The sequence below is a fragment of the Thioclava sp. ES.031 genome (genome assembly GCF_002563775.1).
GTDB lineage: Bacteria > Pseudomonadota > Alphaproteobacteria > Rhodobacterales > Rhodobacteraceae > Thioclava.
The window spans coordinates 1,072,742-1,094,278 of record NZ_PDJO01000001.1 but is presented as its reverse complement, the minus strand read 5'-3'; the positions used below and the strand labels follow the sequence as shown (position 1 = coordinate 1,094,278).

25 protein-coding genes and 1 tRNA gene are annotated in these 21,537 nt (G+C 65.4%); 19 read left to right on the top strand and 7 right to left on the bottom strand.

Translation table 11 applies throughout. The features are described 5' to 3' along the window. Window positions 1–57 precede the first annotated feature (57 nt). From AXZ77_RS05345 to AXZ77_RS05320, 6 genes are all read left to right on the top strand, one after another. Complete coding sequence (locus AXZ77_RS05345; RefSeq protein ID WP_232621724.1) at window positions 58–480, top strand: TerB family tellurite resistance protein; 423 nt, start codon at window positions 58–60, stop codon at window positions 478–480. Between the two features lie 163 nt (window positions 481–643). Then, window positions 644–1,438 carry an ABC transporter ATP-binding protein gene (locus AXZ77_RS05340; RefSeq protein WP_078519679.1) on the top strand — a complete coding sequence of 265 codons (795 nt, stop codon included), beginning with the start codon at window positions 644–646 and terminating at the stop codon, window positions 1,436–1,438. A gap of 32 nt (window positions 1,439–1,470) precedes the next feature. Then, on the top strand, window positions 1,471–2,193 hold the full coding sequence (locus tag AXZ77_RS05335; RefSeq protein WP_098410339.1) for a transporter substrate-binding domain-containing protein: 723 nt from the start codon (window positions 1,471–1,473) through the stop codon (window positions 2,191–2,193). 55 nt (window positions 2,194–2,248) lie between these two features. Next, window positions 2,249–3,127, top strand: coding sequence for an ABC transporter permease (locus AXZ77_RS05330; protein WP_098410338.1), 879 nt, complete (start codon window positions 2,249–2,251; stop codon window positions 3,125–3,127). Then, entirely contained in the window at window positions 3,124–3,951 is an 828-nt protein-coding gene (locus AXZ77_RS05325) for an ABC transporter permease (RefSeq protein ID WP_098410337.1), read from the top strand. Before AXZ77_RS05330 ends, AXZ77_RS05325 begins: the two co-directional genes overlap by 4 nt. Before the next feature lie 3 nt (window positions 3,952–3,954). Continuing rightward, entirely contained in the window at window positions 3,955–5,286 is a 1,332-nt protein-coding gene (locus AXZ77_RS05320) for a glutamine synthetase family protein (protein WP_098410336.1), read from the top strand. Between the two features lie 93 nt (window positions 5,287–5,379). Here AXZ77_RS05320 and AXZ77_RS05315 read toward each other — a convergent pair whose 3' ends face one another. From AXZ77_RS05315 to AXZ77_RS05295, 5 genes are all read right to left on the bottom strand, one after another. Next, window positions 5,380–6,687: an MATE family efflux transporter gene (locus tag AXZ77_RS05315; protein WP_098410335.1), complete on the bottom strand. Its 1,308-nt coding sequence runs from the start codon at window positions 6,685–6,687 to the stop codon at window positions 5,380–5,382. Next, window positions 6,680–7,204, bottom strand: coding sequence for a PaaI family thioesterase (locus AXZ77_RS05310; RefSeq protein WP_098410334.1), 525 nt, complete (start codon window positions 7,202–7,204; stop codon window positions 6,680–6,682). Before AXZ77_RS05310 ends, AXZ77_RS05315 begins: the two co-directional genes overlap by 8 nt. Next, window positions 7,201–7,659, bottom strand: coding sequence for a PaaI family thioesterase (locus AXZ77_RS05305; protein WP_078599480.1), 459 nt, complete (start codon window positions 7,657–7,659; stop codon window positions 7,201–7,203). Before AXZ77_RS05305 ends, AXZ77_RS05310 begins: the two co-directional genes overlap by 4 nt. 65 nt (window positions 7,660–7,724) lie before the next feature. Further along, window positions 7,725–8,000 (bottom strand): peptidase, encoded by a 276-nt coding sequence (locus AXZ77_RS05300; RefSeq protein ID WP_098410333.1) that lies wholly within the window; start codon window positions 7,998–8,000, stop codon window positions 7,725–7,727. A 106-nt stretch (window positions 8,001–8,106) separates the two neighbouring features. Further along, window positions 8,107–8,556 (bottom strand): nucleoside deaminase, encoded by a 450-nt coding sequence (locus AXZ77_RS05295; protein WP_078599482.1) that lies wholly within the window; start codon window positions 8,554–8,556, stop codon window positions 8,107–8,109. A 123-nt stretch (window positions 8,557–8,679) separates the two neighbouring features. Here AXZ77_RS05295 and AXZ77_RS05290 point away from each other — a divergent pair, with 123 nt between their 5' ends. From AXZ77_RS05290 to AXZ77_RS05265, 6 genes are all read left to right on the top strand, one after another. After that, window positions 8,680–10,326 (top strand): pseudouridine synthase, encoded by a 1,647-nt coding sequence (locus AXZ77_RS05290; RefSeq protein WP_098410332.1) that lies wholly within the window; start codon window positions 8,680–8,682, stop codon window positions 10,324–10,326. A 253-nt stretch (window positions 10,327–10,579) separates the two neighbouring features. Further along, window positions 10,580–11,491, top strand: a complete 912-nt coding sequence (locus AXZ77_RS05285) for a 5-bromo-4-chloroindolyl phosphate hydrolysis family protein (RefSeq protein WP_098410331.1) — start codon at window positions 10,580–10,582, stop codon at window positions 11,489–11,491. 61 nt (window positions 11,492–11,552) lie between these two features. Continuing rightward, entirely contained in the window at window positions 11,553–12,731 is a 1,179-nt protein-coding gene (locus AXZ77_RS05280) for a toxic anion resistance protein (RefSeq protein ID WP_098410330.1), read from the top strand. A 5-nt stretch (window positions 12,732–12,736) separates the two neighbouring features. Next, window positions 12,737–13,696, top strand: coding sequence for a DUF2927 domain-containing protein (locus tag AXZ77_RS05275; protein WP_255266420.1), 960 nt, complete (start codon window positions 12,737–12,739; stop codon window positions 13,694–13,696). Between the two features lie 22 nt (window positions 13,697–13,718). Then, the gene (locus tag AXZ77_RS05270; RefSeq protein WP_098410328.1) at window positions 13,719–14,846 is read left to right on the top strand and encodes an SPFH domain-containing protein; all 1,128 of its coding nucleotides are present in this window, start codon (window positions 13,719–13,721) and stop codon (window positions 14,844–14,846) included. A gap of 4 nt (window positions 14,847–14,850) precedes the next feature. Continuing rightward, entirely contained in the window at window positions 14,851–15,984 is a 1,134-nt protein-coding gene (locus AXZ77_RS05265; RefSeq protein ID WP_244176542.1) for a zinc ribbon domain-containing protein, read from the top strand. 5 nt (window positions 15,985–15,989) lie between these two features. Here the strand turns inward: AXZ77_RS05265 and AXZ77_RS19515 are convergent, their stop codons facing one another. Beyond that, the gene (locus tag AXZ77_RS19515; protein ID WP_158522074.1) at window positions 15,990–16,166 is read right to left on the bottom strand and encodes a hypothetical protein; all 177 of its coding nucleotides are present in this window, start codon (window positions 16,164–16,166) and stop codon (window positions 15,990–15,992) included. A gap of 68 nt (window positions 16,167–16,234) precedes the next feature. On the opposite strand from AXZ77_RS19515, the gene AXZ77_RS05260 reads away from it, so the two are divergent. From AXZ77_RS05260 to AXZ77_RS05230, 7 genes are all read left to right on the top strand, one after another. Further along, the gene (locus tag AXZ77_RS05260) at window positions 16,235–16,687 is read left to right on the top strand and encodes a thioredoxin domain-containing protein (protein ID WP_078569482.1); all 453 of its coding nucleotides are present in this window, start codon (window positions 16,235–16,237) and stop codon (window positions 16,685–16,687) included. Between the two features lie 86 nt (window positions 16,688–16,773). Then, window positions 16,774–16,849 (top strand) — tRNA-Ala (locus AXZ77_RS05255). 284 nt (window positions 16,850–17,133) lie between these two features. Beyond that, a complete protein-coding gene (locus tag AXZ77_RS05250; RefSeq protein WP_078519694.1) occupies window positions 17,134–17,637 on the top strand; it encodes a YbjN domain-containing protein in 504 nt (167 codons plus the stop codon). Window positions 17,638–17,665: 28 nt separating this feature from the next. Continuing rightward, window positions 17,666–18,478, top strand: coding sequence for a pyrroline-5-carboxylate reductase (gene proC, locus AXZ77_RS05245; protein WP_098410327.1), 813 nt, complete (start codon window positions 17,666–17,668; stop codon window positions 18,476–18,478). Further along, entirely contained in the window at window positions 18,475–18,810 is a 336-nt protein-coding gene (locus AXZ77_RS05240; RefSeq protein ID WP_098410326.1) for a tRNA-binding protein, read from the top strand. The genes proC and AXZ77_RS05240 overlap by 4 nt, the downstream gene beginning before the upstream one ends. Next, window positions 18,810–19,757 (top strand): D-glycerate dehydrogenase, encoded by a 948-nt coding sequence (locus AXZ77_RS05235; RefSeq protein ID WP_098410325.1) that lies wholly within the window; start codon window positions 18,810–18,812, stop codon window positions 19,755–19,757. The genes AXZ77_RS05240 and AXZ77_RS05235 overlap by 1 nt, the downstream gene beginning before the upstream one ends. Window positions 19,758–19,799: 42 nt before the next feature. After that, on the top strand, window positions 19,800–20,918 hold the full coding sequence (locus AXZ77_RS05230; protein WP_098410324.1) for a beta-ketoacyl-ACP synthase III: 1,119 nt from the start codon (window positions 19,800–19,802) through the stop codon (window positions 20,916–20,918). Between the two features lie 3 nt (window positions 20,919–20,921). Here the strand turns inward: AXZ77_RS05230 and AXZ77_RS05225 are convergent, their stop codons facing one another. Continuing rightward, window positions 20,922–21,503, bottom strand: coding sequence for a thymidine kinase (locus tag AXZ77_RS05225; RefSeq protein ID WP_098410323.1), 582 nt, complete (start codon window positions 21,501–21,503; stop codon window positions 20,922–20,924). Between the last annotated feature and the right edge of the window lie 34 nt (window positions 21,504–21,537).

The following is a 21,537-nucleotide window of genomic DNA, read 5'->3' as shown; positions in this document are numbered from 1 at the left end:
CTTGCCCTGCGCCGCGCATCGCTTATCTCTATGCCTATGTTTGGACGCCTCTTCGATATGCTCAACGATCCCGCCCCCGATCCGATGGAGGGGGCCGATCGCGAATTGGCGCTTGGCGCACTTCTGGTGCGGCTCGCGCGGTCGGATGAAAACTATACCGAAGAGGAGAAAACCCGGATCGACCGGGTTCTCGCGCAGCGCAACGGGCTCTCGGGCTTCGAGGCGACCGAGATGCGGAAGCGCGCCGAAGAGGTCGAGGCGGGCGCGCCCGACACGGTCCGCTTCACCCGCGCGCTGAAGGACAAGGTCGCCTATGAGGACCGCACCGGCGTGATCGAGGCGCTGTGGGACGTGGCGCTGGCCGATGGCGTGCGCGATGCCCATGAGGATGCGTTGATCCGGCTCGCGGCGAAGCTTCTGGGCGTTAACGACGTCGATTCGGCGGTGGCGCGGCAACGCGTCGAGGCCCGCCGCACCTGAATTCGACGGGCACCCCGGCGCGGGGCGCGACCGCTCCGCGCCTGTTTTTTCCTCAGATGCTCGTGATTTCGGCCCCTTCCCCATCGTCAACCGGGCAGACGCAGTTGCATTCACCGGTCAAATCGCGCCAGATTGCGCGGATGGACAAAGAGAAGCTGCCTGCGTGACCCGAAACGAGCCTGCGCCCAAAGACGCGCCCGTCATCGAAATCCGTGACCTTTACAAGAGCTACGGCTCGCTCGAGGTGCTAAAAGGCGTCTCGATCACCGCGCCGCGCGGCCATGTGGTGTCGTTGATCGGCTCCTCCGGCTCGGGCAAATCGACCCTCTTGCGGTGCTGCAACCTGCTTGAAGACAGCCAGAAGGGCGATGTGATCTTCGAGGGCGAGTCTGTGCATTGGCGTGGCGAGGGGCTCAATCGTCGCCCTGCCGACCGCGCGCAGGTCACCCGGTTCCGCACCAACCTGTCGATGGTGTTCCAGCAGTTCAATCTCTGGGCCCACATGACAATCCTGCAGAATGTGATGGAAGCGCCGGTGACGGTGCTGGGCCGCGACAAGGCAGAGGTCGAACCGCTGGCGCGCCAATTGCTCGACAAGGTCGGCATCGGCGACAAATGCGACGCCTGGCCCGCGCAGCTGTCGGGCGGCCAGCAGCAGCGCGCGGCGATCGCGCGGGCGCTGTGCATGGAGCCCAAGGCGCTTCTCTTCGACGAGCCCACCTCGGCGCTCGACCCGGAATTGCAGCAAGAGGTGGTGAAGGTCATCAAGGACCTCGCCGCCGAACACCGCACCATGATCCTCGTCACCCACGATATGCGACTGGCGCGTGACGTCTCCGACCACGTCGTCTTTCTGCATCAGGGCAAGATCGAGGAAGAGGGCCCGCCAGAGGCTCTGTTCGGCGCGCCGAAATCGACGCGCCTGCAACAATTCCTGTCGGCCACCGCGCCGGCGTGAACCAACCCAAGAATTAACAACGGGGAACCAAAATGAAAAAACTGATCCTGACCGCTGCCATCCTCGGCCTCTCGGCCGGCGTCGCTGCGGCACAGACCGTCCGCATGGGCACCGAGGGCGCCTACCCTCCCTACAACTTCATCGACGATAACGGTGAAGTCGCGGGCTTCGAGCGCGAGCTCGGCGACAAGCTGTGCGAGATGGAGAGCCTCGACTGCACCTGGGTCACCAATGACTGGGATTCGATCATCCCGAACCTGCTGAGCGGCAACTACGACACGATCATGGCTGGCATGTCGATCACCGCTGAGCGTGAGAAGACCATCGACTTCACCCAAGCCTATTACCCGCCGGCAGCCTCGTCCTACATGGCGATGGACCCGGGCGCGGACCTCAAGGGCGGCGTGATCGCGGCGCAGACCGGCACCATTCAGGCGGCCCATGTCGCTGAAACCGGCGCGACGCTGGCCGAATACGCCACGCTCGACGACACGATCGCGGCCGTGAAGAACGGCGAAGCCGACGCGGTCTTCGCCGACAAGGACGCGCTCAAGCCCTTCGCGGGCCAGGACAACCTGGAATTCGTGGGCGACGATGTGCAGCTCGGCAAAGGTATCGGCATCGGCCTGCGCAAGTCCGACACCGAGCTGAAGGCCAAGTTCAACGACGGCATTTCCAAGCTGAAAGCCGATGGCACGCTCAACGAACTGCTCAAGAAGTATTTCGGCGACGACGCCATGACCTTCAAGAACTGATCCAGAAAACGAGGCCGGGGCGGCATGAGCCGCTCCGGTCCCGACCGAAAGTCCGATGTTCGAAAGCTGTTCCGATCCCTCTGCCCTTCACGGGCTTGGCTGGCTGCTCTGCTACCTGACCACAGGTAAGCAGATCATGTTCTATGGCTCGTTCGGCATCGTGCTGATCCTGCTGGCCGTGACCGCGCCGGTGGCGCTGATCTTCGGCTTCGGCGGAGCCTTGGCCGCCCGGTCGAGCGCCGCCCCGCTGCGCCTTCTCGGACGCGGCTACATCGCGATGGTGCGCGGTGTGCCCGATATCATCTTCTTTCTTTTCGTGCCGATCGCGATGGACCAGGGCCTTGAATACCTGAAGTCGCGCGCGGTCTGTTCCGATCCCGGCCCCGCCTGGACGGGCAACGAATTCCACGTCTGTGCCGCGGCGAAAATCCCGCTCGGCACGGCCCCGCAATTCTATCACGAGGCCTATGGCTTCGCGCTGGCCGTGGTGGCTTTCTCCATCGTCTATGGCGCCTTCGCCGCCAATGTGCTGTTCGGCGCGATGCAGGCGGTGCCGCGCGCCCAGCTGGAGACCGCCGAAGCCTATGGCATGACCCGCGCGCAGGTGAACCGTCGCGTGCTGATCCCGCAGATGTGGGCCTATGCGATCCCCGGCCTGTCGAACCTCTGGATGATCCTCATCAAGGCGACGCCGCTGCTGTTCCTGCTGGGCATCGAGGATATCGTCTATTGGGCGCGCGAACTCGGCGCGACCAAGTCGAGCATCTACGCCTATCCGCATCCCGACTGGCGTCTCTATTACTTCCTCGTGCTGCTGGTCTTCTATCTGGTGATGACCAAGCTCTCCGAGATCGTGCTGGCCCGCATCAACCGCCGCCTCGCCTTCGGTCAGGCCACGGCAGCCGGTGAAGCGCTGAGAAAGGCGGACGCATGAGCTGCATTCAGACCATCGCGGATTACGGGCTGCGCTCCGTGGGCATCGGCGAGCGGCTGCTGCCGCGCTCCGATTTCACCATGTGCCAGCAATTCACCCTGATCGGCTCGGGGATGATCTGGAACCTCTATTTCGGCATCCTCGCGCTGCTGGCAGGGTTCTTCCTCGCCACGACGCTGGCGGTGGCGAAGAACTCCGATCGCGCGATCTTCCGCAAACCCGCGGAGTGGTTCATCTTCCTGTTCCGCGGCTCGCCCCTCTTCATCCAGTTCTTCCTCGCCTATGAGGCCTTCGCGATGCTGCCCCGTGCGGGCTTCCCGATCCTCGGGATCACGATCGAGACGGACTGGATCACGCGGGCCTGGGCAGGCGCGCTGATCGTGCTGTTCTTCAACACCTCCGCCTATGCCGCCGAGATCTTCTATGGCGCGCTGCGCTCGGTGCCGAAAGGCGACATGGAAGCCGCCGACGCCTACGGCATGACCGGCTGGACCAAGTTCCGGCGCGTGACATGGCCCACGATGCTCCGGCTCGGCTGGCCGTCCTACACAAACGAGGCGATCTTCCTGTTCCACGCCACCACGCTCGTGTTCTTCTCGGGCTTCCCGGCGTTCCGGCAGGAGGGCGACGCGCTCTATTACGCGAAGTACTTCGCGGACAAGACCTTCAATCCCTTCATCCCCTACCCGATCGCGGCGTTCTACTTCATCCTGCTCACGCTCTGCGTCATCGCGGTTTTCGGGGTGATCAACCGCCGCCTGAACCGCCATCTGCCGCAGGAAAGCCGCAAGCGCTTCCGGTTCAGGCCGCAGATTATCAGGTGACACATGAACTGGCTGCACGACCATCCCGACGTTCGCACGATCCGCGTGGCGGCGGCCGATCTCAACGGGGTGGCGCGCGGCAAGCGCCTGCCAGCCCGCTTCGCCGATAAGGTCTTCACCGAAGGGACGCGCTTTCCCTATTCGGTGATGAACCTCGACATCTGGGGCGAGGATGTCGAAGACAGCCCGCTCGTGTTCGAATCCGGCGATGCCGACGGGCTTCTGATGCCGACCGAGCGGGGCTTCCTGCCGATGCCGTGGCTCTCGGCGCCGACCGCCCTGCTGCCGATCTGGATGTTCCATATGGACGGCAAGCCCTATGCGGGCGATCCGCGGCAGGCGCTCGCGCGCGTGGTGGAACGCTACAAGGCGCTGGGGCTGACCCCGGTGGTCGCGACCGAGCTGGAATTCTTCCTGATCGACGACAGCGGCAAGACCCTGCGCGTGCCGCCTTCGCCGCGCTCGGGCAAGCGCCGCACCGGCGGCGAGGTCCTCTCGCTCCGCGCGCTCGACGCGTTCGACATCTTCTTCAGCCAGCTCTACGACGCCTGCGAGGCGATGGATATTCCCGCCGATACCGCGATCTCCGAAGCGGGTCCGGGGCAGTTCGAGATCAACCTTTCGCATCAGCCCGACCCGCTGAAGGCCGCAGATGACAGCTGGCTGTTCAAGATGCTGGTGAAAGGTCTGGCGCGCGCGCATGGCTTCGCCGCGTCCTTCATGGCGAAACCTTACGACGAATGGCCCGGCAACGGGATGCATATGCATTTCTCGGTGCTCGATGCCGAGGGCAACAACATCTTCAACGACGGCACGCCGCAAGGCTCGGACCAGATGCGCCATGCGGTGGCGGGCTGTCTGGCCGCGATGGCGGGCTCGGGCCTGATCTTCGCGCCGCATGAGAACAGCTATGACCGGCTCGTGCCCGACGCCCATGCGCCGACCGGCATCGCCTGGGCCTATGAGAACCGCACTGCGGCACTGCGCATCCCGGCATCGGGGCCGCAGGCGCGGCGGATCGAGCATCGCGTGGCGGGCGGCGACGTGAACCCCTACCTGATGATCGCGGCGATCCTCGGCGCGGCCCTGATCGGGATCGAGGACAAAATGGAAGCGCCGGAGCCGATCAAGGGCAACGCCTATGCGCTCGACCTGCCGCAGATGCCCACCGACTGGGAAGCGGCGATCGACGCTTTCCAGAATTGCGAGATCATGCCGCGCATCTTCGACCGCGACCTGATCACCAATTTCGCCATGACCAAGCGGCAGGAGCTGCATTACATGGCCGAGCTCTCGGATCAGGAACAGACCGAGCTTTACCTGGATACCGTCTAAGGGGGCGCTGCCCCCTCGGGCTTCGCCCTCACCCCCGGGATATTTCTCCCAAGGCGAAGGGACAGGCCGGGCGCAGGCAGTGTGGCCGCGCCCCTACCCGGCTGTCGCTTTCGCCTCGGCCCTTGGATAGAGCCGCGCCATCGTCAGGCCGCGCGTGGCGTTGAGGATCATCAGCCCCGCCCAGAGCCCGTGATTGCCGAAAAGCGGGATCAGCACGAAAAGCGCGGCCGTGTAGATCGCGACCGAGATCACCATCGCGTTGCGCATCTCGCGCGTCAGGGTCGCGCCGATGAAGATGCCGTCGAGCATCCAGGCCGGTCCACCGATCAGCGGGGCGGCGGCGATCCAGAACAGGTAGTCGCGCGCCTCAATCCGGACATTCGGGGCGGTGGTCATCAGGTCGATGATCGCTGGCCCCGCAAGCAGGAAGACCGCGCCCAGCGCAAGCGCGCCGCCGATCCCCCATTGCGAGGACACGATGCTCGCCCGGCGCAGCCTTGCCGCCGAATGCGCGCCCACCGCTTGGCCCACGAGGCTCTCGGCGGAGAAGGCGAACCCGTCCAGCGCGAAGGCGGTGATCTGCAGGAATTGTAGCAGCACCTGATTGGCCGCGAGCGTCACATCGCCCTGCCCCGCGCCGAGGAACAGGAAGGAGGTGAAGCTCGCCTGCAGCAGGATCGAGCGCAGCATGATGTCGGTATTCACCCGCGCCATCGTCGCTAGTTTCACCCGGTCGAAGATCGCGCGCGCCCGCCACAAGCCGCCCGCGAAGGCCGCGCGACAGAGCCACAGCGCCAGCACCACACCGCTGATCTCGGAGATCAGCGTCGCGCCCGCGACGCCTTGCACGCCCCAGCCGAGCCCGAGCACGAAGAGAAGATCCAGCCCCACGTTCAGCGCGTTCATCGTCACTTGCAGCAAGAGGACACCGCGCGTGCGCTCCAGCGCGATCAGCCAGCCGGTGAAGGCGTAAAGCGAGATGGTGAGCGGCGCGCCCCAGATGCGAATCTGCAGGTAGTCGCGGGCAAGACGCTCGACCTCGTCGCTCGCCGGGGCAAGCTGAAACGCGGCCCAGAACAGCGGCAATTGCAGTACGATCAGGCTGAGACCGGCGATGCCCGCAATGATCAGCGCGCGCATCAGCCCGGCGGAGACCTCGCCGGTATCGCCCGTCCCATGCGCCTGGCTGACCAGCCCGGTCGTGCCCATCCGCAGGAAACCGAAGATCCAGTAGAGCGAGGAGAGGATCACCGCCCCGATCCCCACCGCCCCGATCGGCGCGGGCAGGCCGATCTGGCCGACGACGGCCGTGTCGACCGCGCCGAGGATCGGGATCGTGGCGTTCGAGAGGACGATGGGCAGCGCGATCTTCAGAACCCGCGCATGGGTGATCTCAGCCATTGCTAGAGGGCAGATCCCGCGCGGGCATCAGGAAATGGCCGGTCGCTTGGGCAAAGATCCGGGTCCGGTTGTCCTGCCACGCCTCGACATGGACGCTGGCGTAACGCCGCCCCGAGCGGTTGACGCGCGCCCGCGCATAGGCGTCGCGCGGCAGGCCGGACCGCAGGTAGTCCACGGTGAAATCGATCGTCTTGGGCAGCCGCGGCAGGCTCTCCGGCGTGAGCGCGTCGAAATCGATCCGCCCTGCCTCGATATCGTCCCAGAGATAGGACCAGCTGAGTTCGATGATCGAAGTGACCTCGAGAAAGGCCGCCGTCACCCCGCCATGGATCGCGGGCAGCATCGGGTTGCCGATCAGCTTGTCGTCATAGGACAGAACGCCGGTCAGCTCATCGCCGCGCCGGTCGAAACCGATGCCGAGGAATTGCGCGTAAGGAATGCCTTCGACGAGCATCTTGAGCGCGCCGTCGCGGCGTTGCTTGACCTGCTGGACGGGTTCGGGCTTGGGACGGCTCATGCTTGCCCCTCCGATTTGGGTTTTTCGGGGCGCGAGACGGTGAAGGCGCCGGTGGCGGTCGCCACGGGACGCTCGGCATCCTCGTCATGGGTGGTGGCGCGCACGAAGGCCACCGAGCGGGTGACGTGGTAGCATTCGGCCCGCGCGGTGATCCGCTGGCCGGGTGTCGCGGGCCGCATGTAATCGATGCGCAGATCGAGCGTCGCGGTGGAGGCTCCGGCCTGCGGATGGCTCATCACGGCGGCGCCTGCACAGGTATCCATCAGCGCCGAGACCGCGCCGCCATGGATCACGCCGGTGCGCGGATCGCCCACGAAGCGCGTGTCATAGGGCATCGACAGGGTCGCACAGCCGGGGCGGATCTCGTCCATCTGCATCCCCAGCGCGCGGGAATGCGGGATCGCCTCGATGAACTGGCGGGCCTGTTCGAGTATCTTGTCGTTCTGGTCGCTCATGAAATCATCCCCGAATGTCTTGCGCGACTATCCCCGCTGGCCGACGGGGTTACAAGACCCGCGCCTCAGCCCTGACCCTGCGACACAAGGAAATAGCGCGCGATCCCGTAAACGTAGAAGCCGGTGAACATGATGTTGAGATATTTCAGCTGGCGCTCGGTATGGAGCCAGGCGTGATAGGCCCAGATCATGCAGAAAGGCAGGCTGAGAAAGAGATTGAGCGGGTACCAGTTCTGCACGATGGCGATGGTCGAGGCGATGCCGAGCCCCAGCGCGATCCATTTCATTTCTTGCTGATAGGCCGCAAGGCCACCTTCGCGCAGACGCAGTGCCGGACGCATGCCCGCTCCTTCTGACTGATACCAATGTTGGGGGTCGCGGCCCTCGGGGGCCTGCGATGCGATTGATATGCCACAGGAAAGGCAATCCGTCCAGACGGGCGCGGATCTAGCGGCGCGCGGCGAAGAAATCCTTCAAAAGCGCCTCCGCCTCCGCCGCCCCGATACCGTCGTAGATTTCCGGCACATGATGGCTTTGCGGATGCGAGAAGACGCGCGGCCCCTGCGCGACGCCGCCCGATTTCGGATCGGCCGCGCCGTAATAAAGCCGCGCGATCCGGGCCTGAGAGATAGCCGAGGCGCACATCGGGCATGGCTCGAGCGTGACGTAGAGGTCATAGCCCGGAAGCCGCTCCGAGCCGATCTGCGCACAGGCCTCGCGCATCGCGAGGATCTCCGCATGGGCGGTCGGATCGCCCAGCTCGCGGGTGCGGTTGCCAGCGGCGGCCACCACCCTACCGTCAGGGGAGACGACGACCGCGCCCACGGGCACCTCGCCGCGTTTGGCCGCCTCGCGCGCCTCTGCGAGCGCCTGTTGCATGAAAGACCGGAATTCCATGGCTCTTCATCGCTTGCAAATCCGCGCTTATCAAGACGCTTCCCACGCGCAGCAGAAAGGTGTAGATCGCGATCTTTCGCGCCCGAGCGACTCGCGCGCCCCCTCCCCTAGAAGGAACCGGACATGACCGACACTCCCGAAAATTCCGCCCCGAAATCCGCCGATAAATCCGGTGCGAAAGAACGCGTCGCCAAGGTGATCGCGCGTTCCGGCGTGGCCTCGCGCCGCGACGCCGAGAAGATGATCCTCGCCGGCAAGGTCGCGGTGAACGGCAAGCAGATCGCCTCGCCCGCGCTCGACGTGGCGTCCTCCGACAAGATCACCATCGACGGTAAGCCGATCGACGCGCCGCAGGAAACGCGGCTCTGGCTCTATTACAAGCCGCTGGGTCTGGTCACGACCGAGAAGGACGAACAGGGCCGCCGCACGATCTTCGACGAGATGCCCGAGGGCATGCCGCGCGTGCTGAACGTCGGCCGTCTCGACCTCAACTCCGAAGGTTTGCTGCTCTTGACCAATGACGGTGGGCTGAAGCGCCGTCTGGAACTGCCCGAGACCGGTTGGCTGCGCAAATACCGCGTCCGCGTGAATGGCCGACCGACCGAGCAGAGCTTCGAGCCGCTGCGTCAGGGCATCACCATCGATGGCGAAGAATTCCTGCCGATGGAAGTCTCGCTCGACCGTCAGCAGGGCGCGAATGCGTGGCTGACCGTGGGCATCCGCGAGGGCCGCAACCGCGAGATCCGCCGCGCGATGACCGAAATCGGCTTTCAGGTGAACCGCCTGATCCGCATCAGCTACGGCCCGTTCCGCCTGATCGACATGAAGGCGGGCGACGTGATGGAAGTGAAGCGCAGGATGCTGCGCGACCAGCTTGGCGGGTTGCTCGACGACAAGCCCGCAGGCGGCGAGGCGAAGCCCGAGCGCAAGGAGCGTGGGGATCGCCCGGAGCGCGGCGAGCGCAAGGATCGGGGCGACAAGCCGCGTTTCAAGCGCGATCGCGATGAGGGCGGCCGGGATGACAAGCCGCGTTTCCGCAAGGATCGTGACGAAGGCGGCCGTGAGGATCGTCCGCGCAAGCCGCGCACGGGCGGCTTCAAATCGCATCGTGACGAGGGCGACCGCGGTGATCGTGGACCGCGCTTCTCGAAGGACCGGGGCGACCGTCCGGATCGCGGGCCGCGTGGCGACAAGCCGCGCTTCAACCGCGACCGCGACGAGGGTGGCCGCGACGACAAGCCGCGTTTCCGCAAGGATCGCGAAGAGGGCGGCCGCGAGGATCGCCCGTTCCGCGACGGGCCGCGCAAGCCGCGCACCGGTGGGTTCAAGTCGCATCGCGATGAAGGCGAGCGCGGCGACCGGGGTCCGCGTTTCTCGAAAGATCGTGGCGACCGCCCCGATCGTGGGCCGCGTGGCGACAAGCCCAGCTTCAACCGCGACCGCGACGACCGCTCGGGCGGGAAATTCGGCGGCAAGCCCAGCGGGAAGTTCGGCGACAAGGCGCGCTTCAACCGGGACCGCGACGAAGGTGGCCGTGACGACCGTGGCGGCGACAAGCCCCGCTCGGGCGGCTTCAAATCGCATGGCGGAAAGCCGGGCGGCAAGCCGCGCTCGGGCGGGTTCAAATCCCACGGCGACGCGCGCGGCGACCGGCCCGCACGCTCGGGCGGCTTCAAGTCGCATTCGGGCAAACCGGGCGGGAAACCCGGTGGCAAGCCCTTCGGTGGCAAGCCCTTCGGTGGCAAGCCGCGCGGTGGCAATCGCGACTGACCGGCGAAAACGCGCTTTGAGAGAGGGGAAAACCGCCATGGTTTTCCCCTCTTCTTTTTCCTCGGCGAGTTTACGCGAATTTCACACCGTCTCTCTGGCATAGACCCGCCAGCCTGCTTATAAATTCCCCTGAGGACGTCGAAATTCGCGTCCGATGGCAGGGGCTGGCGATGTCGCGCGAGGCGCAAAAGAGAATCGCTTTCTGGCTGATGATCGCGCTGACGCTGTCGGTCGCGCTCACCGGGAGCGTATGATGGCTCAACGCTATGGCGGAAAATACTCGCCCCAAGGCCCGGCCAGCGGGCCCGACCTGCACGATCCCCGCAGCGTGCCGCCCCATCGTCGTCCCGATGCCCGCCACCCCGAGGAAGGCCGTCCGTTCTGGATCGTGGCCGCCGCCCTGCCCTTCCTGCTGGGCGCCTTCGGCGAAGGCCCCTTCGCACTGGCCCGCGCGCTTGGCGCCTTCGCCTTGATCGCGGGCGCCGCCTGGACGATCCGCGAGGGGCTGCGGGCCGAATTCGCCTATGTCGCGCGCAGCTCGGCCAAGCGCCCGGCCTTTCCGCGAAAAATTCTGGGCTCGGTCGGCTATGGCCTGGGGCTCGCACTGGGTGCGCAGGCCCCCGAACTGGGCGTGATCGGCGCGGTCGGGATCGGGGCTATCGGCACGGTGGTCTCGCTCGTGGCTTTCGGTCTCGATCCGCTGAAAGACAAGGGGATGGAGGGCGTCGACGAGTTTCAGCAAGAGCGCGTCGCTCGCGTGGTCAAGGAAGGCGAGGCCTATCTGGCGGAGATGCGCAAGGCCATCGCCCCGTCGGGCGAGCGTGTTCTGATCGGCCGGGTCGAGCAATTCGCGACCACCGCGCGCGATCTGTTCCGTGCGGTCGAGGAAGACCCCGGCGATCTGGCGCAGGCGCGGCGCTACATGACCGTTTATCTGGAGGGTGCGCGCGACGCGACGATCAAGTTCGCCGATCTGTGGCGCAACACGCGCGATCAAAAGGCACGCGACGATTACGCGGCGCTGCTCGATGATCTGGAGGCGAATTTCACCGCCCGCACCCGCAAGATGCTGGAAGATGGCCGCGAGGGGCTGGAGATCGAGATCGACGTGCTGCGCGACCGGCTGGCGCGCGAAGGGGTCGTGCCGACCTCCCGCGAGAATTGACGAAGCGTGAGTGGAAGAGTGACACCGGGAACTGCCCCGACAGGCGCAAGGAGGCCCTGAGATGACCGAGACGACCCGCCAAAAGGCGACCGAGCTGATGACCGAAGTGGAAGGTGTCAGCGGTTCGCTGCTGCCCGAGCCGGGCCCGGCAGAGGCGGTAACGCCGCTCGATCAGGCCCCGCCCGAGACCGCCGAGGAAATCCGCAAGCGTATGGCCGAGCTGGACATGGGCGACTCGAATTCGATCGTGCAGTTCGGCTCGCGCGCGCAGGTCGATCTGCAGTCGATCAGCCAAGAGATGCTCTCGGGCGTCAAGAACAAGGATGTCGGCCCCGCAGGAGACAGCCTGCGCCAGATCGTCACCACGATCCGCGGCTTCTCGGTCTCGGAACTTGACGTGCGCCGCAAGCGGAGCTGGTGGGAAAAGCTGCTGGGCCGGGCCGCGCCGTTTGGCAACTTCATCGCCCGGTTCGAAGAGGTGCAGGGCCAGATCGACCGCGTCACCGACGAGTTGCTGAGCCACGAGCACAAGCTGCTCAAGGACATCAAATCGCTCGACATGCTCTACGACAAGACGCTGCATTTCTATGACGAGCTCGCCCTCTATATCGCTGCGGGCGAGGAAAAACTGGCCCAGCTCGACCGGGAGGAAATCCCCGCGAAAGAGGCGGCGATGGAAGCCGCGTCCGAGGATCAGAAAGTGCTCAAGGCGCAGGAAATCCGCGATCTGCGCGCCGCCCGCGACGATCTGGAGCGCCGGGTGCATGATCTGAAACTGACCCGTCAGGTGACGATGCAGTCGCTGCCTTCGATCCGGCTGGTGCAGGAGAACGACAAGAGCCTTGTAACCAAGATCAACTCGACGCTCGTGAACACCGTGCCGCTGTGGGAAACCCAGCTGGCGCAGGCGGTCACGATCCAGCGCTCGCGCGAGGCGGCGGGCGCTGTGCGCGAGGCCAATGATCTGACCAACGAGCTTCTGAAATCGAATGCCAAGAACCTGCGAGAAGCCAATGCCGAGATCCGCACCGAGATGGAGCGCGGCGTCTTCGACATCGAGGCGGTGAAGGCGGCCAATGCCGATCTTGTCGCCACGATCGAAGATTCGTTGCGCATCGCTGACGAGGGCAAGCGCAAACGGGCCGATGCCGAGAAGGAACTGATCGAAATGGAGGACAAGCTGCGCGACACCCTGTCGGCGGCGAAATCCTCCGCGCAGGCCGGCGGGGCTGCGGGATGACACGGATGCGCGCGGCTTTACCGGTTCTTGCAGGGCTGGCGGTGCTGGCCCTTTCGGGCTGCATGCCGGGCTTGGGCGGTTCGCCGCTCGCACCGGACAAGACCGCGCGCCCGCCCAGCGCGCCGGCCGGTCTCGATCGCTCGGACGCCACAAAGCAAAGCGCGCTCTCGCGCGAGATGTCGGCCTATTTCGCCAAGACCGCCGCCGAGATGGAAGCGCGCGGGCAGTTGCGCACCGATGTCGCGCCGCGCGATGCGCCATTCAATCAGCGGCAGCTGGTGCAGGACTTCATCCATATCGCGCTTTACGACGAATACGCGGCGCAGGGCGGCGGGTTCGTCGCGCGTCAGACCCCTTCGCGCCTGCGGCGCTGGGACAAGCCGGTGCGGATGGATATCGACTTTGGCGCCTCGATCCCCAAGGCCGATCGCGCCTCGGATATCGCCGAAGTGCGCGCCTATGCGGGCAAGCTTGCGCGCGCCTCGCGCCATCCGGTAAGCGTGGTGCACCGGGGCGGCAATTTCCATGTCCTGTTCCTCAACGAGGACGAGCGCCGGGCGATCGGCCCGCGCCTGCGCCAATTGGTGCCGGGGATCGATGACAGCTCGGTCGAGGCGATCACCAATCTGCCGCTCTCGACTTATTGCGTGGTCTTCGCCTTCTCGCAGGGCGACAGTCCGATCTATACCGATGCGGTCGCTGTCATCCGCGGCGAGCACCCGCCGGAACTGCGCACCAGCTGTATCCATGAGGAACTGGCCCAGGGGCTCGGCCTCGCCAATGACTATCCGCGCGCGCGGCCCTCGATCTTCAACGATGACGAGGAATTCTCGCTGCTGACCAAGCATGACGAGTTGCTGCTGCAGATGCTTTACGACCCGCGCCTGACGCCCGGCATGACCGAACGCGAGGCCCGCCCGATCGTCACCACCATCGCCTCCGAATTGCTGGGCGGCGCAAGCTGAGAACCAAGAAGGAACCGCATCCATGGGCATTCTCGATTTCCTCTCCGGCGAATTCATCGACGTCATCGGCTGGACCGACGACACCCGCGACACGATGGTCTGGCGGTTCGAACGCGAGGGGCATGCGATCAAATACGGCGCGAAGCTGACCGTGCGTGAAGGGCAGGCCGCGATCTTCGTCCATGAGGGGCAGCTGGCCGATATCTTCGGGCCCGGGCTCTACATGCTCGAGACCAACAACCTGCCGATCCTGACGACGCTTCAGCACTGGGATCACGGCTTCAAATCGCCCTTCCAGTCCGAGATCTATTTCGTCAACACCACCCGGTTCAACGACCTCAAATGGGGCACGAAGAACCCGGTGATGGCGCGCGACCCGGAATTCGGCCCGGTGCGCATCCGCGCCTTCGGCACCTATTCGATGCGCGTCACCGATCCGGGCAAATTCCTGACCGAGATCGTCGGCACCGATGGCGAGTTCACCTCGGACGAGATCAGCTACCAGCTGCGCAACGTGATCGTGCAGGAGTTCTCGCGCGCGATTGCCAGCTCGGGCATTCCGGTGCTGGACATGGCCGCGAACACCGCCGACATGGGCAAGCTGATCACCAAGGCGATCGCGCCCACCATCGCGAATTACGGGCTGGAGCTGCCCGAGTTCTACATCGAGAACGTCTCGCTGCCCGAAGCGGTGGAGGCGGTTCTCGACAAGCGCACCTCGATGGGAATCGTGGGCGATCTGAACAAATACATGCAATTCAATGCCGCCGAGGCGATGGGCCAGCCGGGCTCGGGCGCCTCCGCCGGGATGGGTGCCGCGATGGGCGCGGGCATGGGCGCCGGGATGGGCATGGCGATGGGCCAGCAGATGGGGCCGTGGGGGCAGATGGCCCAGCAACCCGCTGCGGCCGCGCCGCCGCCCCCTCCCCCGCCGCCGGTCGAGAAGGTCTGGCATCTCGCGGTCAACGGCCAGACGCAGGGGCCCTTCGGGCGCGGGCATCTGGGGCGGATGGTCTCGGAAGGCTCGCTCACCCGCGACAGCCTCGTCTGGACGCCGGGTCAGAACGGCTGGATGCGCGCAGAGGACGTGACCGAACTGGCGCAGCTCTTCACCATCGCACCGCCGCCGCCCCCGCCTGCTGCGAGCTGATCCGATGCTGGGTTTCCCGAAAGTGGGGCGGAGCGCGGCTGCCGCCCCTGCCGACCCACGCGGCGAGAGCCACTATCACTGCGAAAGCTGCGGCGCCGATCTGCGGTTCGCGCCGGGCCAAACGCGGCTCGTCTGCGACCATTGCGGCCATGTGCAGGACATTCCCTCCGCCACCGGGCGTGGAGAGGCACGCTTGCGCGAATTGCCGCTCGACGATGCGCTGACCCGCGAATTGCCCGCGCAGGAGATGGAGGAGCACCGCACCGTCTCCTGCCCCAATTGCGGTGCCTCGATCGAGCTGCAAAACGGCGAGCACGCGACCGAATGCCCGTTCTGCGCGACGCCCGTGGTGGTCGATACCGGCACGACGCGGCTGATCAAGCCGCAAGGGGTGTTGCCTTTCCAGCTCACCGAGGATCAGGCGCGCGCGGCACTCTCGAAATGGCTCGGCTCGCTGTGGTTCGCGCCCAACGGGCTGTCGCAATATGCCCGCAAGGGCCGGCGCATGACCGGCATCTACGCGCCCTTCTGGACCTTCGACGCCGCGACCCGCACGCGCTATTCCGGCCAGCGCGGCGACGCCTATTACGTCACGCGCACCGTGCAGACCGACAAGGGCCCGCGCACCGAGCAGGTCCGGCGCATCCGCTGGACGCCGGTCTCGGGTCAGGTGGCGCGCGATTTCGACGATGTGGTGATCTACGCCGCGCGCTCGCTGCCGCCCGATTACGTGCAGGCGCTGCGCCCGTGGGATCTGACTGCGCTCGAACCCTACCGCCGCGATTACCTCGCGGGTTTCACCGCCGAGGGCTACACCGTGCAGTTGCAGGAAGGCCATCACGCCGCGCAGGCCGAGATGATCCGCGTCATCCAGACCGACATTCGCCGCGATATCGGCGGCGACGAGCAGCGGATCGGCGCGATGGACCCGCAGTTCTCGGCCGAGACCTTCAAGCATATCCTGCTGCCGATCTGGACCGCCGCCTACAAGTTCCGTGGCCGCTCCTACCGCTTCGTCGTGAACGCCCAGACGGGCCGCGTGCGCGGGGATCGCCCGTGGTCGGCGTGGAAGATCGCGCTGGCGGTGCTCGCCGCGGTGATCGTCGGGGGGACGCTCTTCTACCTGAAGAGCCGCTGAGCGGGTCAGCCTTTCGCGAGATCGTCCATCCCGAAGGCGATGCCCTGCGGGGCGAGCCATTCGGCGAAACGCGCGATCTTCTCGTCGAGCGAACAGGTATTGGTTTGCCGCGCCATCTCGATGTCATAGGCGGCGCGAAGGTCCATCTGGCGTTCGGGGCTCAGCTCTTTCCAGCGCGTCATGTCGTCTCCTTGCAAAGCCGAAGTGGGTTTCCGATATATCTTGCAACCCAATGTAAAGGAGGGGTGACATGACCCAATCCTCCAAGACCTATCGTGTAACCTGCCTCGATTGCGGGCAGGCCAACCGAGTGCCCGCCGAGAAGCTGGGCGCGAATCCGAAATGCGGCACCTGCGGCGGCTGGCTCGTCTCGCACAAGGTGACCGAAGTCGATTTCAAGACGCTCGCCAAGGCCGAGAAGGACGATCTGCCGCTGCTGGTCGATTTCTGGGCGCCGTGGTGCGGCCCGTGCAAAGCGATGGCGCCGCAGTTCAACATGGCCGCCGAGAAGCTGACACCGCATGTGCGGCTGGCGAAGATCAACACGCAGGTGAACCCCACCGCGACCCAGCGCTACCGGATTCAGGGCATTCCCGCCTTCATCCTGTTCGCCAAGGGCCGCGAGGTCGCCCGCGCCGCAGGGGCGCGCCCGGCAGGCGATCTGGTCAATTTCGTGAAGTCGAAAATCTCGGTGCCCGCATAACTCGGATCGGCAGAAAATTTCGCGCGCGGCGCGGGCGGGCCGCTTGACAACGCCCGCGCCTTGCGCGAAATACCACGCCACGGTTCGGGGCCTTAGCTCAGCTGGGAGAGCGCGTCGTTCGCAATGACGAGGTCAGGGGTTCGATCCCCCTAGGCTCCACCAAACCGCTTCAAAAAGCGCCCGTTCTTCGGGCGCTTTTTGCGTTTCCGAACAATCTCAAATGCTTAGCGTGTAGCAATCCGCAATCCGCCCCGCGTTGTGGATGAACTATCCCCAGATTTCGTGGGGGCCACCCGGCTTATCCACCAGAAATTGCTTTACACAATAGCAACCTGCCTACACGATATCTTGTAGGGATAGGCGGCTGCTACCGCCGTTCCTTGTAAAGCCGACAAGCCCTAGGGGAGCTGCACCCCGGGCATCTAAAAAGGCAGGGGGATACGAGCATGGCACTGAGCGAAGACTATCTGTACGCCGAAGAACTCCACCCGATCGACATCGTCGAGACGCTGGCCGAAGCCCATGAATGGGAATTCGACCGGGTCACCGATGACCAGATCGCAATGGCGGTCGAGGGTCAGTGGCGGACCTACTCGATCACCCTCGCCTGGTCGCCGATGGACGAAACCCTGCGGCTGATCTGCACTTTCGAGATGGATCCGCCGCCTGCCCGCGAAGGCGCGCTTTACGAGCTGCTCAACCGCATCAACGACCGGGTCTGGACCGGCGCCTTCACCTTCTGGCCCGATCAGCGGCTGATGGTCTGGCGGCACGGGCTGGTGCTCTCGGGCGGGCAGCTGCCCGGGCCGGAGCAGATCGACCGTCTGATCGGCGCGGCTGTCGTGTCCTCCGAGCGGTTCTACCCGGCCTTCCAGCTGGCGACCTGGGGCGAGCGCGATCCTGAAGACGCGATGCAGGTGGCCATTGCGGAGGCCTACGGGCGCGCCTAATCTCCCCCCCGAACCAAAAGGGGGAAGCATGAGCTTTGACAAGATTTCCGACCGCGGCCTCGTCATTCTGGGCTGCGGACGCATGGGCGGCGCGATCCTTCAGGGGCTGTTGAAGGGCGGTCTGCCCGCAGCCTCGGTCTGGGTGGTCGATCCGAATCCGTCCGATTGGCTGAAAGAGTCCGGCGTGAATCTCAACGCCGATCTGCCCGAGAATCCGGCTGTCGTGCTCGTCGCGGTGAAGCCGCAGATGATGGCCGACGCGCTGCCGCAGCTCTCGGCAATGGCCGAGGGCGATACGCTTTTCGTGACCGTCGCCGCCGGGATCACCATCGAAGGCTACGAGAAGATGCTGGGCAAGCAGGCCAGACTGGTGCGCGCGATGCCCAACACGCCCGCCGCGATCGGCCGTGGCGTGACCGCGATCGTCGGCAATCCGAACGCGACGAGCGACGATCTGGACACCGCGGATGCACTGATGACCGGCGTGGGTCAGGTCGTGCGGCTCGACGATGAGGAACAGATGAACGCCGTGATCGGCGTCTCCGGCTCGGGCCCGGCCTATGTCTTCCACCTGATCGAGGTGATGGCGGCGGCGGGCGAGGCCGAGGGGCTCGATCCCGATCTGGCGCTGCGGCTCGCCAAGGCGACCGTGGGCGGTGCGGGGCAACTGGCCGAGGATAGCGACGAAAGCCCGTCCAAGCTGCGCGAGAACGTGACCTCGCCCGGCGGGACGACGGCAGCGGCGCTGGAGGTTCTGATGGACCCCGAGACCGGCATGCCGCCCCTGATGCGCAAAGCGGTTGCCGCGAATATCGCGCGCAACCGGGAGCTGGGGAAATGACCATCTCCTTCGACGACTTCATGAAGGTCGACATTCGCTGCGGCCGGATCACCGAGGCCGAGCCCTTCCCCGAGGCGCGCAAGCCCGCGATCAAGCTCTGGGTCGATTACGGCCCGGAGATCGGCGTGAAGAAAAGCTCCGCCCAGATCACGGTGCATTACGCGCCCGAGGAGCTGGCCGGCAAGCTGGTCTTCGGCGTGGTCAACTTTCCGCCGCGCCAGATCGGGCCGTTCATGTCCGAGGCGCTGGTCTTGGGCGTGCCGGACGAGGCCGGCGAGGTCGTGCTGCTGACCCCCGACAAGGACGTGCCGATCGGCGGGAGGATGTTCTGATGAAGCTCCTCGTGACCCGCAAGCTGACCGACGAAGTCGAGGCCCGTGTGGCGAAGGAATTCGACGTGACCTTCCGTAACGGGGCCGCGCCGATGACCGAAGAGGAAACCCGCGCAGCGCTGGCCGAATATGACGCGCTTCTGGTCACGCTTGGCGACAAGGTGACCGCGGCGGCCTTCGAGGGCAGCCCGCGCGCGAAGATCGTGGCCAACTTCGGGGTGGGCTATAACCATATCGACGTGGCTGCCGCCGAGGCGAAGGGCATCACGGTGACCAACACGCCGGGCGCGGTGACCGATGCGACCGCTGATATCGCGATGATGCTGATCCTGATGAGCGCGCGGCGCGCCAGCGCAGGCGAGCGGTTCGTGCGGCGCGGCGAGTGGACCGGCTGGACGCCGACGCAATTCCTTGGCCAGCACGTCTCGGGCAAGAAAGTCGGTATCATCGGTCTGGGCCGGATCGGCACGGCGATCGCGAAACGCTGCCATTTCGGCTTCGGCATGGAGGTGGCTTACACCAAGCGCACCCCCGTCGATCCGGGCTTCCCCGCCACGCATCTGAGCCAGGACGAGCTGCTCGCCAGTTCCGATTTCGTGGTGATCGCCGTGCCGGCGAGCCCCGCCACCCATCACCTTATCGGCGCCGCCGAGATCGCGAAGATGCAGCCGCATGCGCATCTGATCAACATCGCGCGCGGCGATATCGTCGACGAGGCAGCGCTGGTGGCGGCGATGCAGGGCAATGTGATCGCGGGCGCGGGCCTCGACGTCTATGAGCGCGAGCCGGAGGTCCCCGAGGCCCTGCGCGCGCTGGATAACGTCACGTTGCTTCCGCATCTGGGCACCGCCGCTCTTGAGGTGCGTGACGACATGGGCCACATGGCGGTCGACAATCTCATCGCCTTTCGTGACGGCAACACGCCGCCCAATCGCGTGTCGTCTTGACCTTTCACCTCCTTGGCGGGAGGCTCTGCCAAGGAGGATCCGATGCATCAAGCCGTCATTACCGGGACCGGGGTCTATACGCCGGAACACGTCATCACGAATGCCGAACTGGTCGCGGCGTTCAACGCCTATGCCGATCTGTTCAACGCCGAGAACGCAGAGGCCATCGCCGCAGGCGAGATCGAGGCCAAGCCGCATAGCTCGGTCGAGTTCATACTTAAAGCCTCCGGGATCGAGCAGCGCTACGTGATGGACAAGGAAGGCGTGCTGGACCCCACGCGCATGTATCCGCGCCTGCGCCAGCGCTCGGATGACGAGCCGGGCATCATGGCCGAGATCGCGCTCGATGCCTGCCACAAGGCGCTAGCGCAGGCCGGGCGTAAAGGCGAGGAGATCGACCTTGTGATCTGCGCGGCCTCGAATATGGAGCGCGCCTACCCTGCCGTCGCGATCGAAATCCAGAAACTTCTGGGCGCGGGCGGGTTTGCTTTCGATATGAACGTCGCCTGTTCCTCGGCCACCTTCGGCATTCAGGCCGCCGCCGACATGATCCGCACGGGCTCCGTGCGCCGCGCGCTGGTCGTGAACCCCGAGATCACCTCGGGCCACCTCGAATGGCGCGATCGCGACTGCCATTTCATCTTCGGCGATGTGGCGACCGCGACGCTGATCGAACGGCGCGAGGATGCGCCGCATGGCTTCCTGATCCGCTCCACCCGCTGCGCGACGGAGTTTTCCAACAACATCCGCAATAACAATGGTTTCCTGCGCCGCACCCGGCCCGATGGCGTGGCCGACCGCCGCGACATGCAGTTCATGCAGGAGGGGCGAAAGGTCTTCAAGGAAGTGATGCCGATGGTCGCGCAGCACATCCTCGGCCATCTCGCCGACGCGGAGGTGAAGCCCGCGGATCTGCACCGTCTCTGGCTGCATCAGGCCAACAAGACGATGAACGACTTCGTGGGGAAAAAGGTGCTCGGCCGCGATCCCGAGCCGGGCGAGCAGCCCAATATCCTGCAGGATTACGCCAACACGTCCTCCGCCGGGTCGATCATCGCGTTTTCGAAATATTCCGACGATTTCAAACCGGGCGAGATCGGGCTGATCTGCTCCTTCGGGGCGGGCTATTCGGTGGGCTCGGTCGTTCTCGAGAAGATCTGAGGCTTACGCCTCGCCCATCGCTTTGCGCCAGTGACGGCGGCAGAGGCTGACATAGGTCTCGTTGCCGCCGATCTGCACCTGATCGCCATCGCGCAGCGCCTGTCCGTCCGGGCCCATACGCACCACCATCGTGGCCTTCTTGCCGCAATGGCAGATCGTGCGGACTTCGCGCATCTCGTCGGCCAGCGCCAGCAGTGCCGCCGAGCCGGGGAACAGCTTGCCCTGAAAATCCACCCGCAGCCCGTAGCACATCACCGGCACGCGCAGGTCATCTACCGCGCGGGCGATCTGCCAGACCTGCGTCTCGGTCAGGAACTGCGCTTCGTCCACGAAGATGCAGGCGCAGGGGCCCTCGGTCAGCCGCGCCTCGATCAGCGCGAACATATCGGTCTCTTCGGAGAAACAGGCCGCCTCCGCACCGATGCCGATCCGGCTCGCGATGCGCCCGTCGCCCGCACGATTGTCGAGCCGCGCGGTCACGAGGAAGGTCTCCATCCCGCGTTCGATATAGTTGTGGGAGGCTTGCAAGAGGATCGTGCTCTTGCCCGCGTTCATCGTGGAATAATGGAAGTAGAGCTTGGCCATGGCCTGCAATAGCCCGCGATTTTCAGGGGAGCAA